At 52.3% G+C, this 16,534-nt stretch carries 13 protein-coding genes; 2 read left to right on the top strand and 11 right to left on the bottom strand.

Features of this window, described 5'->3' with window-relative positions; all coding sequences use genetic code 11:
- Positions 1-43: 43 nt before the first annotated feature.
- The 3 genes from DXA36_RS02450 to DXA36_RS02440 form a co-directional block, all read right to left on the bottom strand.
- Positions 44-1,087, bottom strand: coding sequence for a LacI family DNA-binding transcriptional regulator (locus DXA36_RS02450; RefSeq protein ID WP_118675996.1), 1,044 nt, complete (start codon positions 1,085-1,087; stop codon positions 44-46).
- Between the two features lie 25 nt (positions 1,088-1,112).
- The gene (locus tag DXA36_RS02445; protein WP_182478886.1) at positions 1,113-2,255 is read right to left on the bottom strand and encodes a competence protein CoiA family protein; all 1,143 of its coding nucleotides are present in this window, start codon (positions 2,253-2,255) and stop codon (positions 1,113-1,115) included.
- A 153-nt stretch (positions 2,256-2,408) separates the two neighbouring features.
- On the bottom strand, positions 2,409-4,277 hold the full coding sequence (locus DXA36_RS02440; protein ID WP_182478885.1) for a beta-L-arabinofuranosidase domain-containing protein: 1,869 nt from the start codon (positions 4,275-4,277) through the stop codon (positions 2,409-2,411).
- A gap of 168 nt (positions 4,278-4,445) precedes the next feature.
- Here DXA36_RS02440 and DXA36_RS02435 point away from each other — a divergent pair, with 168 nt between their 5' ends.
- Complete coding sequence (locus DXA36_RS02435) at positions 4,446-5,393, top strand: glycoside hydrolase family 43 protein (protein WP_118675993.1); 948 nt, start codon at positions 4,446-4,448, stop codon at positions 5,391-5,393.
- The gene (locus DXA36_RS02430) at positions 5,380-6,381 is read left to right on the top strand and encodes a Gfo/Idh/MocA family protein (RefSeq protein ID WP_118675992.1); all 1,002 of its coding nucleotides are present in this window, start codon (positions 5,380-5,382) and stop codon (positions 6,379-6,381) included. The genes DXA36_RS02435 and DXA36_RS02430 overlap by 14 nt, the downstream gene beginning before the upstream one ends.
- Here DXA36_RS02430 and DXA36_RS02425 read toward each other — a convergent pair.
- The 8 genes from DXA36_RS02425 to DXA36_RS02390 are packed head-to-tail and all read right to left on the bottom strand — an operon-like array spanning position 6,378 to position 16,495.
- Entirely contained in the window at positions 6,378-8,930 is a 2,553-nt protein-coding gene (locus DXA36_RS02425; protein WP_118675991.1) for a GH116 family glycosyl-hydrolase, read from the bottom strand. The genes DXA36_RS02430 and DXA36_RS02425 overlap by 4 nt on opposite strands.
- 51 nt (positions 8,931-8,981) lie before the next feature.
- Entirely contained in the window at positions 8,982-9,953 is a 972-nt protein-coding gene (locus DXA36_RS02420; RefSeq protein ID WP_118675990.1) for a nucleoside hydrolase, read from the bottom strand.
- Position 9,954: 1 nt separating this feature from the next.
- Entirely contained in the window at positions 9,955-11,028 is a 1,074-nt protein-coding gene (locus DXA36_RS02415; RefSeq protein ID WP_118675989.1) for a glycoside hydrolase family 172 protein, read from the bottom strand.
- A complete protein-coding gene (locus DXA36_RS02410) occupies positions 11,025-12,212 on the bottom strand; it encodes an MFS transporter (RefSeq protein WP_182478884.1) in 1,188 nt (395 codons plus the stop codon). The genes DXA36_RS02415 and DXA36_RS02410 overlap by 4 nt, the downstream gene beginning before the upstream one ends.
- Before the next feature lie 16 nt (positions 12,213-12,228).
- A complete protein-coding gene (locus DXA36_RS02405) occupies positions 12,229-13,623 on the bottom strand; it encodes an L-fucose/L-arabinose isomerase family protein (RefSeq protein WP_118675987.1) in 1,395 nt (464 codons plus the stop codon).
- A gap of 32 nt (positions 13,624-13,655) precedes the next feature.
- Positions 13,656-14,612, bottom strand: coding sequence for an aldo/keto reductase (locus tag DXA36_RS02400; protein WP_118675986.1), 957 nt, complete (start codon positions 14,610-14,612; stop codon positions 13,656-13,658).
- Positions 14,613-14,624: 12 nt separating this feature from the next.
- Positions 14,625-15,611 (bottom strand): carbohydrate kinase family protein, encoded by a 987-nt coding sequence (locus DXA36_RS02395; RefSeq protein WP_118675985.1) that lies wholly within the window; start codon positions 15,609-15,611, stop codon positions 14,625-14,627.
- Positions 15,612-15,649: 38 nt separating this feature from the next.
- Positions 15,650-16,495 (bottom strand): class II fructose-bisphosphate aldolase, encoded by an 846-nt coding sequence (locus DXA36_RS02390; RefSeq protein WP_182478883.1) that lies wholly within the window; start codon positions 16,493-16,495, stop codon positions 15,650-15,652.
- Between the last annotated feature and the right edge of the window lie 39 nt (positions 16,496-16,534).

Genomic DNA, 16,534 nt, shown 5'->3' with positions numbered 1-16,534 from the left:
TTATTGCGGTATAAACAGGACCTTGATTCCTTTGGAAAAGGAATCACCGCGTTTCCCTTTCCTGCCCGCCGGAAGGGAATACGGCCCTGGTACTTTCCCGCACGATCAACTCGGTGGGAAGCGACAGGGAACGTACCGGGCAATCCACTCCCCGGATCCGTTTCATCAGCAGATCGACCGCCTGTTTCCCCTTTTCTTCCGGAAGCTGCCGTACTGTGGTCAGCGCCGGCCGGGAAAGCCTTGCATAGATATTGTCATCAAAACCTGCCACGGAAATATCCTCCGGCACATGCAGCCCTTTGGAATAAAATACACTGATCGCTTCATTCGCATAATAATCGGAAACAAAAAAAGCCGCACTGTAGTTTCTCCCGTCTTTTCTCACAAACTGGCGCAGCACTTCATGACGCAGCGTTTTATTTTCCGGCAGGAAAAAGAAATCCTCCTGTGAAAAAGGAAGTCCATAAGCCTTCCGCGCATCCTGATACCCCTTCAGCCGTTCCCGGTTGCTGGCAAGAGGAGACTCCTGATCCGAGAAAAAAGCGATGGACCGGTGCCCCAGACGGAGGAGATAGGAGATCAGTTCAAAGGCCCCTTCATAGTCCTGCAGGCCAATGTTATCATATTCCTCATTATCCTCAAAACAGGAATCGATAAAAACAAGAGGCTTCCCCATTTTTTTCTGAAGCCTGGAACACTGCTCCGGATTCCAGCCCAGAACAATCGCCCCGTCTATATTCCAGGGGGCGCACAGGCGGAGCAGATCCTCTTCCGTCTCCGGTACATCAATCACAATATACCTGCCGTATTCCTTCACCGCCCTTTGGATCGCACCCAGAAGCTCTCCGCAGAAGGGATCCGTCAGGACATTTTTGTTCTGTCCCATACAGAATCCCACTGCGATCATATTCTCTTCCGCCGCCATGCCGCCGCTCTTGCCCGCCACCTCATAGTGGTATTTCCACAGGGCTTCTTCAATCTTTTTCCTGGTTTCCGCCGACATTTTGCCGGTACGCCCGTTGATGACATTGGATACCGTTGTGGGGCTTATTCCCAGTTCTTCCGCTATTTGCTTGATGGTTACCATAAGTGGTTTTCTCCCGTATCAGAAGTCAATTGGATGTTAAAAGACTCTGCCTTGCGGCCTTCAGCCATTCTTTGCTGTCCCGTACTTCTTCCAAAGCCCATAAGACCTGTCTTAAGAATCGCTCTTTTTCTTCCTTTTCCTGAACGTGCAGAAGCTCATAATCCGCATACTCCAGGAACATTTCCCTTACGGCTCCCGCCGCCGTCCGTTCCCGCATCTCTCCCTTCAGCTTTTTCAGAATCCAGTACTCATCAAAAGCTTCCAGATAAACGGCCTGTCCATAAAAATAATCCTGATGCAGGTATTCTTCTCTCGGAACCCGCATCACCACCTGATCCGGATTATAAACAGGCATGGTGATGTTTTCCGTCTGCCGGAACAGCCGGCCGGCAGCACATCTTCCGCTTTCCAGCCTGTGCTGCTTTTCCTCCTGCTGCTTTTCCTCCTTCCTGCGTTCCGGCAGCCGGCTTTCATCCGGTTCTATCTGTTCCCTGCAGACAAATTCCCCTTCCTCATCCAATCTCAGTTCTTCCAGTGAATAACAGTTCTCCCATATAATCCGGTCAGCGCCCCTGTCATATTCTCTCATATAAATAATCTGCCTACCCCAGTCAATACATTTGAGAACCGGCTGCACGGCGCTTATCAGATACTCCGCCGTGGTCAGCTTCTCCCTTCCCTCCGCTCGGAACGGAGTAAACCACACAGGCAGTATCCCTTTTTCCCTGATGCACGCATTCTTCTTCTCCAGCGGTTCAAGCTTCACGAAATCGGAAACATAATTCAGCGCAATTTTTCTATCAGGGAGCGAAATAAGAATCTGGCTGCGCATATTTCCCTCTAAAGGCGCATATTCCCGTATATCGGAATCAGGAAAGCTGCTTTTTGCCAGCAGCAGCATCCTGTATCTCATCTGCCGGCTGCTCTCCGCCTGCTCTTTGCTTGTCAGCACACAATCGCTCCCCGCGTAATGGCTGAAATAAGGCTGCCTGATATTTCCCGCATTAAGAATAAGGCTTTCCCCGCACTCCGGGCAGATAAAACGGTTCTTCTGGCTTTCCTTTTTCATCTGCAGACGCAGCTCCTGCTTATAATTCCCATTTTCATCCTTTAAAGAAGCTGCCTTCCATATCTCATCGTAGAAAATCGCTTCCGTACACTCGTACATGCCGCCTCCCTTCCGAACTCTTATTCCGGCCGGCATCCGGGAATACCTGTCCATTTTATAGCAAACGTATATCCTATCTGCTGTTACTTTATTTTATTATCATAACATAATTCAAGACAATAAAAAAGTTGACTTTTTCGCCGACATGGTGTTTCATGCCTTATTATTTTCTTCTCTTTCTTTTACCGGAAAATAAACCGTATAACACTCCCGCCCGATTTCCTTCAAAGGAATCAAGCGGAAATTTTTTTCCTGTCCCACAGTCCTGAAGCCGCCTTTCCAGGCCTCCCATTCCCGTTCATGATCCGCTGCCAGAAGCCGCTCCGGCATGTGCCTGTTTCCATAAAGCATCCGGGCATGCGGCGTAAGCCCGGCCAGAAGTACCGGTCCGTCGAGGAACGCGACGGTTTCCTCTTCATCCGCCAGCGGCCAGCTGGTAAGCCCTTTAGGAAGCTCTATGGTGAGGCGCTGCGTTTCCTCCCACTTTCTTTCTATGCACAGATACCCGTCTTTCTCGCTGTAGGGAATTTCCTTTTCCCCGTTCAGGAAAATGCGGGCCTTCCCCTTCAGCCACCACGGACTGCGCAGACGCAGGACGAAAGCTGTCGGTTCCTGCACGGAAACGGTAATATCCATTCCGCTAAATTCCGGTCTTACCGGTATGTTTTCCGCCACTTCAAATATCTGCAGATAATTACCGCCCAAATCACTTTCCTTCATTGTCAGTGTCACCCGGCTGTTTCCTATCTGCGTTGTTATTTCCGACGGAATATACTGCGCAGCCGTGATTTCCTCCTGATCCTGGTACCAGATCCATTCCCGGTATCGGGCATTGGCCTGTACCGCCGTACAATGGCAGCACCAGAAATCCTCCGTCTTTCTTCCCCATTTCTTTACGGATCCGGGGGCCAGCGGCAGGTAATAACAGACGATGCCGGAATCCGGAACATGAGGCTCCAGCGCGCCGTCCAGCGCCCTTGCCTCCCAAAAGCCCTGTGCCAGAAGCCCGTTATGCAGGTTCAGCTCTATGTAATCCTGGTATTTCTTCTCCCCGCTGAAGCGGTAAAGGTAATCTGCCAGGCGGATCATATTATAAACCACACAATGCTCCTGGTTCATATCAGAAAGCCGCGCCGCCTGCTTATTCCGCGGCGTCCAGACCTCCGCATCCGTCTGTCCTCCTGTGGCAAAGGGCATCCGTTCTTCCACGGCCAGCCTCCAGTAGCTTTCCGCAATATCCCGATACCGCTGTTCCCCCGTCACCTCATAGGCCCTGGCGCAGCCGTGGATTTCCGGTATGGTGGCGTTGGCATGCATGTTGGTGAGCACATCCCTGCCTTCCAGAAGCGGCCCGGTAAGCCGGGTTCTCTCGTAACGCCTCATCAGCTCCAGATGGCGGGGATCGCCGGTGACATCGTAAAGATCAGCCCACAACTCCATAATTCCGCCGGTTTCTTCCCTGTCCATCATATCCGCCATGGTGTCTGCACGGATATCCCGGGTAAACCGGCAGAACCAGTCCGCACAACCCCGGAGGATGGTGAGCGCACCGGAATTGCCAGCATACTGATACATATCCAGCAGCCCCATCATCACCTTGTGGCAGACATACTGCGGCGCCCAGAAATGCCGGCCTTCTTTTAACCCATACAGGTATTTCTCAGGAATAGGAAATGCCCACTCCCCTCCGTTTGCCTCCTGGCAGCGCCCGATTTCCGCTGTGATGTAGTCCGCTTTGGCCTTCAGCCGGCTGTCCCCTGTTTCCTGATACAGCCTGGCGGCCGCGCTCAGCCAGTGCCCGGTAAAGGTTCCCCGTATTTGGCTGAGAGGGCTGTCCCAGCCCCCGTGAAGCTCCGGACCCGGACGGTAATTCAGGCGGCCGTTTAATCCGGCTTCCGTATAATAAGGAAACAGAAGATTTTCCTCCTTCAGCTCCATGAGATAGGCGATATCCCTCTCTCTTCTCCTGCTGTATTCCGAAGGCAGCAGCTTTCCTTCTTTTATCAATGCTTTTTCTCTCATGCTTACTCCTTTACCATTTTTGTAGTTGTTTTTCAAAGTGGATATAAAATTACTGGAACGCATCGAAACGGTTTCTTCTCCCTGCCGCATTTGCTAAAATAGAACCAGCGGCAGGTTGCAGGCCAAAAAGGCTGCCTGCAAATTCAAAGGAACACAGGAGGTATTATAATGGGAGCGGAAATGTTTACAAACCCGGTTCTGGACGGCTGCGCCGATCCGGACGTCATCTATTATGAAGGAACTTATTATCTTTATGCCACCAATACGGACATGAAGGACGATTCGGAAATGGGCTTCAAGGTCTACACTTCGCAGGATCTGGTGCACTGGACCGACAGAGGTATGGCGCTGAAAGCCTGCGATTCCTGGGGGGAAAAGCAGTTTTGGGCGCCTGATATCATCTTTACAAACAATACCTTTTATCTTTCCTATTCCGTGGAAGAGCATTTGTGCATCGCCACCAGCAAATCGCCCCTCGGCCCTTTTATCCAGGAGGTGAAAAAACCGCTTCATGAGGATATCAAGGAAATAGACAGTCACTTTTTCCAGGATACGGATGGGACCTGGTATCTTTATTTTGTGCGCTTCTTTGATTCCAACCAAATCTGGGGCGCTGAAATGACCGGCGATCTGCTCGGTATCCGGGAAGAAACGCTTACCCGTCTTCTGGTACCGGACACTCCCTGGGAATGCATCCAGTGGCCGGTAAATGAAGCGCCGTATATGCTGCTTCATAAGGGGCTTTACTATCTCACCTATTCCGGCAGCCACTGCCTGTCCAGCTATGGATCCGGCTATGCGGTTGCCGCCTCTCCTCTTGGGGAATTCACGAAATATGAAAACAACCCGATCCTTCGTTCCAACGACAAGGTACATGGCGTAGGCCATCACTGTATTACCTGGTCGCCGGATCATACCCGGATGTTTATCGTATATCATCAGCATTATGATCGGACTAAGATGAGCCCGCGCCGCCTCTGTGTGGACCGCATCCGTTTCGAAGAGAAGGAAGGCGGGCCGGATATTCTGGTAGTGGACGGGCCTTCCACAGATCCCCAGCCTCTTTTCTTTCAGGAAGCACCGGAAAAAGGAGGTATTCCGCATGGACAAAAATAAATTACGGGTTGCGGTTGTCGGCGCCGGTAATTGGGGCTATCAGCACGCCAGGGCTTTTTCCGTCCGAAGCGACACACAGCTAATCGCAATTGCCGGACGCTCGCCCGAACGGACGCAGAAAAGAGCCGCAGAATTCGGGGTTCCCAGTTACCTTTCCATCCCGGAGATGCTGGAGAAGGAACGGCCGGATTTCGTTTCCCTCTGCCTGCCCGCCCAGCATACCTTCGGGCCCACCATGACTGTCATAGAAGCGGGTGTTCCCCTTTTATCGGAAAAGCCCCTGGCCTATAAACTGGAGGAAGCAAGAGCCCTTGTGGAGAAGGCGGAAGAAAAAGACCTCTTCTATGCCATCGATTTCAACCAGCGATACAGCATTCCCTGCCTGAAAGCCAAACAGGCCATCGATGAAGGCCGTCTGGGACGGTTGGTATTCGCGCACTGGCGTTTCGGCCATGGCTGGGATACGCCTTACCTGGATCACCCTTTTTTAAATCTAATCGAAGCCCAATGCCATGGGCTGGATCTGCTGGAACACCTCTGCGGTCCTATCCGTTCCTGTATGGCGGAAATGACGGACAACGGCGGCCGCAACAGCTATTCCAGTTTTACATTGGCTCTTCGTTTTGAAAACAATGCTGTGGGTTCTTTTCTTGCCACGCTGGATGCCAACGAACATAACCGTCTCTCCCAGCTTGTGGAAATCGGAGGCACGGACGGAAGGATTCTCATAGAAGATAATGTGCGCTCCTATTCCTTCCAGTCCACAGACAGCGACACGGCGGAAACCTGGCAGGCCGGGTTCTTTGAGGACGATAAGCGAAGCTTTGGCCGGAATCTGGACCGGCATCTGGACGCGCTTATCCCGGCACTGCGGGCGGGCCAAAAACCGCCGGTTCCCGCCAGAAGGGGTCTGCGGGCACTGGAGCTGGCTTATGGGGCTGTCCAATCCTTCCAAACCGGACGGCGGATAGAACTGAAGGCGGATTAATCCGCCTTCAGTTCCAGGCTTTTCTCTATTCTTATTTCTTCCGGAAAGCTCACGGCATCCTTTTCCCGGATAAATGCCGTCTTTTCCCCGTCTGCAGATACCGACGTCACGTTTTCTCCGGTTCCGTAAACAAACTGCTTCAGCATAAGACTGCCATGGAGAATGACAAGCCGGACGCTGCCGTCCTTTTCATAACGGACGGTTCCCCACCCGCTGCCCATGGACCAGAAGCTGGAAAAGCCTTCTTTCTCCTTTCTCCCGGCCGGACGGAAACCCATGACGCCGGATGCCGCATCATAGATAAATCCGCTGTAGGAAAGCAGCAGCGCATAGCTTGCCATGGAACGGGCATAGTAGCTGCCGCATTCGATTTCACACCAGGGGTTCCTGTTATCCCCCCGGTATTTCTCCCTTACCGCCTTTATTATCCGTTCCCCCTGCTCTGTCATTCCTTCCTGAATCATATGGGATGCCACCTGATATTGCATGCCGTCCATACACTCCTGTGCATAAGTCAATGGTATGGCAGGCTTATCCGTCCCCTCCGGCCATTCGCACATGATGACACCGCTTTCTTCATCAATAGCGAAAATACGCCAGGGATTATAAATATCCCCCAGTGCCGGCTTGTAATTATAGTGGAAGATAGAAGCCAGCGCTGTACGCGCTTTCTCCTCTTCAAATATTTCAGGCAGGCCGCACAGGTTCGCATGCCACTGTGCCAGGAGCTGATCGATCCCGCAGCCCTCGGCTATCTGGTATTTTATCTGTCCTTTTTCCTCGTTCCAATAATCGCTGCCGGCCTGAAACCGCTCTGCTATGGAAGAATCACGGACATCGATCTTCTGGTAAAAATATTCCCCATTAAACAGCTCCCGGTTCAGATATTCCTTGCCTTTTTCAGCAAGCTGCCCATACTCCGCTTCCGCCTCCCTGTCTCCCAGAACAGACGCCATTTCTGCTGCTGCATACAACGCTCCCACATAAAAACCCTGCAGCCAGGCGTTGGGGCCGAACAGCTCCATGTCCAGGGTATGGTGCTGCCTGCCGTCCAGAACGCCCTGTTTCTTCCTGTCCCAGGCATCCGTATTTTCCTCCGACCAGGCATACGCAACTGCTTTCTTGATCTTCTCCCACTTTCCTTCCAGCCACTGTCTGTCACCGCTTATTTTGTAATCCCTGTAGATCAGCATCACGCTGCCAAGCTGTCCGTCCACACAGGAATGGAACCGCCTGCCCGTACTTCCCAGCGGCAGGCGGAGACGGAATTCCAGTCCGCCGTCCTTTTGCTGGCTGTAGGTATATTCCAGATCCCGGATGCTCCGGGAAAGTGCAGGAAAAAGAAAAGGCAGCGCATAGGCATAATTCCACACATGGGTACAGGTCCCTTCACAGCTTCCCACATCATCAAAGCAGCCTTCCCAGCCGTAAAAGGATCCATCCTCCAGCCGCAGACAGGTAGGCGAACGCAGGATTGCCAGATTTGCCGTAACCGCGTCCAGGGCTTCTTCCGGGATGGAAGTGCTGTACATAGCATCCATAAATTCCCTCGTTTCCGCCAGAAGGCGGGGCCGGTTTTCCAGACTATAAGCAGCGCTTGCCCGGGAATCCTGAAAAAGTACCGCATAATAATTTTTCCAGGGTGTCCGGTCGCATACATCATAATGGATATTGGAGGTGCTGATATCCAGGCCGCTCCAGTAATTGCTGCAGTTAGGTACATTCCAGGTGAGTATATAATGGAATTCCTTCTTTTCCCCCGGCGCGATAACCTGGCTGGCACAAAGGATACCCGTATCCTTATAATCTGCGATCCCTGCCTCATAATGCCTGTTCGGCAGGGGCTTACATGAAGCGAATTCCCGCCAGTAGGTTTCCACATGATCCCGCCAGTTCCCCCGGAACCAGTATTCCTGGTATGATACCTCCTCCGAGTCCGTCGCCAGGGTGAAATCACTGTAGGAAACATCCTTTTCATCCATTCCGTCCGTTACAAAACGGATTCCCTTCACCCTTCCGTCCTCGAAATAATGGTTGCTGGTGCAGCGGCCTTTATTAGGATTGGTTACCACCCCTGCCGCCGTATAGCGTATGGTGTGATCCGTGGTATTTTCCACAATCAGATCCGCAAACAACCCGGGAATGCTGGAATCTTTATCATTTAAAGGAATAAACGGATTATAATACCGGATCGTGACCTTTCCCGGAAATCTTTCATCCAGGAAGGACAGCTCCGCCACAGGATACCTTCCTTCAAACACCAGTTCCCGGAAATGGGGCATACCCAGCATAGTTTTTTCATCCACCTGCCCCATATAAGGCTTCTCCAGATCCGACACAAGAACCCGGGCATCCAGCAGTCCTGTTTCATCCTGTGCTTTCACGGCAAAATGGCTGTAGCCGTTCCTTGTTCCCATAGCAGGCCGGTTATATACCTGCCAGTCTATCAGACAGCCGTTTCCTGCAATCCCGATGCTTCCGGTTCCTAATCCCCCCACCGGGAACGATATGGTCCGCTGCCTGTCCTTATAATATGTAAAAGTGCTCATAAAACCTCCCTTTTGCAATCATGCCTCCTGTTTGTCTGACGAGTCCTGTCTTTATATGTAAGCCGGATTACTGTCAGAGATTGAGGTGCCTGTTACCACCGCAAGCCAATCCCGGTTAAATGCTTCTGTGTCCACATCCGTTATCACACGTACAGGGTTTCCCTCCGACACCTCCTGTAATACATATTCCTCCCCTGCTTCCCCTGCCGAAAAACGGATCCGGATATCCTCACTTTTGATGTGCTCATACCCGGATGCAATCGCCACGGTCAGCGGATCATAATGGAAATTGCACAAATCGGAAGGCAAACGGGTACACTGCGCCGCCTGCTCTTCTATAAAGCCGGATACCGTTCTCCATTCCCTTGCCTGACGGGCAAGCAGCCTGCAGAAGCCATCCCCTTTATCCAGCTGCCTGCAATCCCGTTCCGTCAGATAAGTTTTCAGCGTAACTGCCACCTCCACCATAGTAAGAGATATCCGGTTCATCACCCATTGTGCCGCATCCTTATCCATATGCAGATTCCAGTCACTGGATGGCCCCCATTGGGGCCACCCTTCTTCCGGCGGATGCAGACAGCCCCCCATAATAAATAAATTATTCCGGTTCAGCCTTCCGGGATATTCCCGGTCGAATTCCGCTATATTGGTCAGAGGGCCGATAGCCGCCACCACAGCCCCCTGTTCCAGACTCTCCCGGATAGAAGAAACTGCCCGGGACTGATAGGCCGCCTTCCTGGGATAACGGTGCCCGAACATTCTTTCCTCATGGGCATAGGTAAAAGAAAAATCCTTTTCCCCCGACCAGGTATAATCCGCCCCTCCGACAACCGGTACCCTGACTCCCTGCCCGTATTGCCGCAGAATATCCTCCGCATAAGCCGCACGCACACCGCCCTGTTCCAGGCAGGTGGTGATCCCTGTTATCTCCACCTTCGGATTGCGCATCAGCCAGGCTAATGCACATAGATCATCCACGTCCGCCCCCAAATCCGTATCCAAATGTATCCGTACTTTTTCCATATCAGTTCACTTCCAGCTCATCCGCGCCCGGCAGCGGCGGAAGCGGCCTGTGAGGCTCCAGCTGATACCAGTAGCCCACGGATGCTATGTCATCCTGCAATGGAAGGTAGCGGCCCTCGCTCCGCCAGCCCAGCGCCTGGATTTCCACACGCAGATCCCGGTCAAACCGTATCGGATCCGTCAGATGAAAACGGTACATACCGAAGCGCTGCTGGGAGCTGTACAGGCCATCCGGACGAATGATCTGATGAAGGCCGGAATAAGGGCTGGAAAACCGGCAATATTCCCCCTTGGGATACTCAAAATTCCAGGCACCGCCGATATAATCCTCCGTGCCCGTTCCGCAGATGGTGGGAAATTCTTTGTCCCCGTCCATATAAAACTTGATCTCCCCTTCTCCCCACCAACGGTTGCTGTTCACTCCCCAGGCGAGATAGGTTCCCACATATTGCCCCTTTCCCCCGGCACACGGAAGAATGACATGGTTTTTCTTATATTCCAGCGGGTTATCCCGGGAAAAACAGGCGTGGAAATAAGGGGTATCCTCCGCCACTGCTGTCTGGGCATAGGTGATCTGATAATAAACCACGCTCTTTTTGTCCGTCAGGTTTTCCAGTGTCACCCTTGCCCCTTTACGGAACGGCATCTGCCAGTAGCTGTTCATCCCTCCGTTTGGATTGACACATACCGGAAGGGACTGCAGAAGCCCCGGCTCGCACCATCCCATGCAAAAGAAATCTCCCAGAGGTACTTCAATGGAAGGGGCTTCTTCCCCGTCCCAATACATGCGCAGTATCAGGAAACGCCAGTCCTCATGGGGACAGGTCAGCCAGATATGCTGGATGATACCGCTTCCTTCGATATCCGCAAGTACCAGAAGCTCCCTGCCTCCTATCTCCACCGACGGGGAGATTTTCCATCCCTGCCCCAGCTGCCTGGCACATTCCTTTCCGGTGCCTTCCACCGCCATACCGCCCTTCCCCTTTTCCCCATGGAAATTTTCCGGGCTGATCGATCTTGTTTTTGCATCTGCCAGGCAGGTAAGTCCTGCCAGTAATGATCCTGCTTCACTCATAAAAATTCCGCCTCCTTTTGCTCTTGCTTTTTCCTATGAAAATGGCTCCTCAGCACAAATGCACAAAGCACCGTGACGAAGAGCAGTATCAGGCCATAGAGGAAATAGGTTCTGAGGAGACCTATTTTTCCTCCCAGCCAGCCCCCAAAAATGTTGCTGAAGGTACAGGCCAGCCCCGTCTGAACCATATAAAACAGGGACTGCCCCGTACCATGCAGTTCTTTGGAAAGATTCTGGTTCATAAACATGACACAGCTGTAATACATGATCATATAAGTCATTCCCTGAAGGGACTGTCCCAGAAACACCCCGGCTATGCTTCCGGTCAGAGGCAGCCAGATTCTTATGGTCATGGCCGCCCCCGCAATGAGCAGCAGATATTCAATCCGGATTTTCCTGGAAACATAACCGATGCAGAGAAGAACCGGTATTTCACTGAGTGCGGAAACACACATCAAACGGCCTATCGTGGCATTATCGTACCCCATATCCGTCACGACAAGGCCCAGGAAAGAGCCGTAGCAGCCCAGGACTATCTGGAAAATACAGGCGTAAAACAGCACAAACAGTATTTTCCTGTTTTTAAACACCGTCAGAATACCTTTCCGTTTCTCACACTTATATTTCTTTACTTCCCCGTTCATGAACAGCGTTGTAAACAGCATCACCGTCCAAGCGGCCGCCGTGATCCCGAAGGACGCGGTGGGGTTTGTTTTCAGGTACATTCCCGCAAAAATAACCACCACCGCATAAGCCAGTGTTCCTCCCATCCGGATGGAGGAGAACTGCAGGCCGTTTTCCAGCGCCATATCCACCACAATGGAATCTCCGATAGGCCCTACCGCACAGTTGAAGAAACTATAGACAAGCACACATGCGGCAAAAAGCCAGAACGTATCCGCCCGGTAATAACACAGAACCCCCGCTGCCGATCCGATGAGGGCAAGGCGCAGAATTGCCATGTGCCGGCCCTTCCTGTCAGAGACGATACCCCACAGGGGCTGCATGATCAGGGCCAGAAGCGGCCCGATTGCAGAGAGCAGGCCAATCTGGGACACGTCCATGCCCCGGGAGCGGTAATATACGCCGATATAGGCGCCGAAGGTGGCTCCCGGCACATAAAAGAACGCATTAAAGGCAAACAATGTCCAGAAGATCCGGATAGTCTTTTTATCGCCTCTCATTCTTATTCCCCGCTTATCAATACTGGTTCGGCATATCCGGCAGATCGATCCGGATCCCCAGATAACGGCATGCCTCCCGGATAATGCCGGAATAGCTTCCATGGATTCCCACCACATGATGGATATAAGGCCCGAATATAAACTTCTTCTCCCACTTCACCCAGTTATCCGTCTCAATCCAGAGATAGTTCCCGTTAGTGACAGGACCGTCCACTCCCCGGGCTTCCCCGGCAAACATATAATATTCCCCATGGTTTCCGTCAAACCGCAGCACGGTAACCGCACCGCCTTCCAGCTCATAAAAGCCCTTACCTTCCCGGATGACGCTTCCCGGCACGCCTTTCTTTTTCAGTGCTTTGGCAAAGGAACCGCAATGCCACAGAAGCTCCGCATTGTCGTTTTCCGGATGTCTGATCGTGAGATCCGCCACAAAGGACGGCGTCTTGTACCGGGCCGCCGCCACAGCCATAACGGAAGTAATTGCGGCATGCACATCATTTTCGCAGGCAGCCGGAAGTCCCCTGTCATTCAAATCCCCCAGGATAAAGCAGGGGGAAACCCCGTATTTTTTCCGGAACAGATTCCAGCACTCGCAGGAAAGGGCATTACAGTCATTCTCTCCGGCAAAATCCAGAAGCGCAAGTTCAATGGCGGCCAGCGGATATTTCTTTTCCCCCAGCGCACTGATATCAAGCCCCGCGTCCGTCAGACTCGTAAGCAGCTCCTCCATACGCGCCTTATCCCCCGCCAGGATACGATCCACCCGATCCAGGATGACTGTTGGCTCTCCCGGTACGATTTCAATATCATATTTTTCCAGAAGCTCCGCTTCATTGACCATGACGCTTAAGAATTCCTTTGGCCTGCTGCTGATCCGGGCTATGCGCAGGGCACGGAAGGCTTTTACCACATTTGCCGCCGCCAGGAAATCGGCCAGCCCCTCCTTAAGAACAGCGCTTTCCATCTCACAGTTTTCTATGTAGGAAAAGATAACCCCATAATGCATGAGAAGCTTTGTGGTGGCAAACATGCCGCACTGGCTGTCTGTAGGCCGCCATTCCAGCCCTTTGGGACAGCCGTCCCTCGGCCCCCATATGAGGACCGGCAGATTCATGTCCTTTGCCAGCCTGCCCACCGCCTCCTCCTGCCCGAAATTGCAGTGCGGGAAAATCAGGGCATCCACCCTGGCGGCAGACAGCTTATCATAAGCGGCCTCCGCATCCCGGTAGGTCATTAACATGCCTTCTTCATTAATATCTTCAATGTCCACTATTGTAAAATCCAGTTCGTCCGCCAGCTGACGGAATCTTTGTACCACCGCTTCCTTCTGTCTTGTGGTGGTTTCATTGGCGAAGGCCTCTCTCCGCGTGGGGACCAGGCCTACCTTTAGCTGTTTATCCCTGTTCTTCATACCATAATTACCCCCATGATGTTTTCACGTTACTATTCCTTCTCAATTGTTTTGTCAAATAATGTTTTATACATGGGCAGGCTGTAGGCAAATTCCCTGCTGTAGGCATCCAGATACTCCCTATCCTCTTTCGCAAGCTCCCAGCCTATGGCGCCGGCATTATCCTCCACCTGGCTTCTTTTCCTGGCTCCCACAATAGGAGCCGTCATGCCCTCGCACTGCATTACCCATCGTACGGCGGTCTGAGCCGGTGTCTTATCATATTTTCGTGCAACCTCCTTCACCCGTTCCGTTACAGCCAGCGCCCGTTCAAAATTCTCCGGCGCAAACAAAGGCGTATTCTGCCGGGAATCCCCCTCCCGGAAGGTATGGCCCGGCTTCATGGAACCGGTGAGGATCCCCTGCCCCAAAGGGGAATAAGGAATCACCGCGATCTCGTTCCGGATGACAAAGGGCAGGATATCCCTGTCAATAAACCGCCAGAGCAGGCTGTAGCAGGGCTGTATCACGTCAATATCCCCGAACTGCATGGCCTCTTCCATCTGCCTGAGGCTGAAATTGGATACCCCGATTGCACCGATTTTCCCTTCTCCCTTCAGCCGCATAAGCTCCGTCATCGTTTCTTCTATCGGTACGGTTTCCGAAGGATAGTGGATGAAAAAGACATCAATATAATCTGTCTGAAGCCGCCGCATCGCTTCCTCCAGGCCCTGCTGCACCCGTTCCTTTGCCATGTCCGTTTTCCACAGCTTGGTAATAACCGTACAGGTATCCCGCACACCGCGAATCGCTGCCCCCAACAGCTCCTCAGCGTGGCCTTTTCCATAGATATATGCCGTATCAAAGGTCCGGATGCCGTGTTCCAGCGCACATTGAATCGCTTCTATGGATTCCTTGTCTTCTGCTCCTCCCCAATAATCTTTTCCCATAACCCAGGTTCCCTGAATGATTTCAGAAACCTGTATATCCGTTTTCCCCAATTTTACCATTTTCTAATCTCCCTAAAGATTCTTTCTGTAATAATCCAGACGCTCCAGCGCCTCCGTGTCGTCGATAATTCCAGTTTCCAGGAATTTTCCTGCCGTTTCCCTGTCCGGTATCCCTGTCCTGCCGCCGAAGCAGGTACATTTGACAGCGGAAACCGCACTGGCAAATCTGGCGCATTCCGGCGCCTCCATGCCTTCCAGCATCCCTACAATATAGGCCCCGTGGAACACATCCCCCGCACCGGTGGTATCCCGTACCGGCACCCGGAAGCTTTCGGTACAAAAGAAGCCGTCCTTCTCCGTCAGTCCCACACTCCCCCGGCTGCCAAGCGTCACGATCACAACAGACGGCCCGGCCTCCATCAGCTTCCGGCATCCCGCTTCATAAGCCAGCCCGCCGAACATATCACGGTAAAAGAACTCCGATGCGATAAATACATCCAGAAAAGGGAGCAGCTTAACAATCCCCTCCTGATAATTATCCGCATCCATCACCGTCACGATTCCGTGCTCCTTTGCAAAACGGGCCGCCGCCGCGCTGGCCGGCCTTCCGTTTTCCAGATGCAGATACTTCGCCTGTCCCAGATAGCCGTAGTCAATTTCTTCCGGCTGCAGCTCCCCCGCCGTTCCCTCTTTGCCTATAAAAATTCTGGTTTTGTGCTCTTCCTCGGATAAGGAAAGGCAAAAGGGGCTGGAGGTTCCCGGTTCATCTACGATCACAGCCGAAGTATCCACACCGTTGTACCGGAAATCCTCAAGGACAAATCTTCCCCTGTGGTTTTCCCCCACCTTGGCGATGATACCGGCTCTTCTTCCCAGCCGTGCCACCGCCGCCATAGCTGTTGCCACCTTTCCCCCTCCCTGGTAGAAAGCCTCGTTGGCGCTTGCCGCTCCGTCAAGCCCCGGCATTTTGTTCACATTGATCACCATATCATAATAGGGGATCCCGATTCCCACCACCTCTATGGAACGGCTTGTTTCCATGGATTCTTTCATTCCCATATCTGTAACCCTCCCGCATTATCCCGGCGTGCCGCCGCTCAGAGCGTGAAATGATACGGATTGATTCTGGCAATCCGGCCTCTCACAAAATCGATCACCTCTTCTCCCGCTTCTTTATAATGATCCAGGATAAAGCCGTCCGCCCCCATATGAGCCGCCACGCAGTTTTTGCATTTTTCAAAGAATTCCGTACCGATATTCACTTTATTGATTCCGTATTTTACGGATTCAATCATCTGCTCTGCCGGGATTCCGGAACCGCCGTGAAGTACCAGCGGTACATCAATGGTTTTATTGATTTCATCCAGCCTCCGGATATCCAGATGCGGCTCGCATACATAATGGCCGTGGCTGTTTCCGATAGCTACCGCCAGAGAATCCACCTGTGTTCTTTCCACAAAATCTTTTGCCATTTCCGGTTTGGTATACAGCTCTTCATTGCAGAAATCCTCTTTCCGGCTTCCCTGTCCCACAGTCCCCAGCTCCGCCTCCACATCAATCCCCATGATATGGGCGCATTTCACCACGCTTGCCGTAACTTCCAGATTTTCTTCAAAGGGCCTTGCGGATCCGTCATACATGATGGAAGGAAAACCTGCGGCGATCCCTCCTACCGCCACCTCGTAGGATTTCCCGTGATCCAGATGGACCCCCACAGGTACGCTCGCCTGTTTTGCCAGATCCACGGCAATACCCGCCATCGTGCTGAATGGGATAAAGGAACTCATATCCGGGTAAAACATCAGCAGCACCGGTACCTGTTCTCTTTCCGCCGCCTTCACCACCCACTCCGCGGACTGGAAATCAAATACATCAATAGCCGCCGCCGCAAAACGGTTGTCATCCGCCATCTTTAAAATATCCCTTACTCTTACTAATCCCATAATATCCTCCTTTTTTATTGTTCGTACCTTCATCGCTCT

Origin of the sequence: Eisenbergiella sp. OF01-20 (assembly GCF_003478085.1) — a bacterium.
Classification (GTDB): Bacteria; Bacillota; Clostridia; order Lachnospirales; family Lachnospiraceae; genus Eisenbergiella.
Note: the sequence above shows the minus strand (reverse complement) of the source record. Positions and strands in the feature narration are given on the sequence as shown.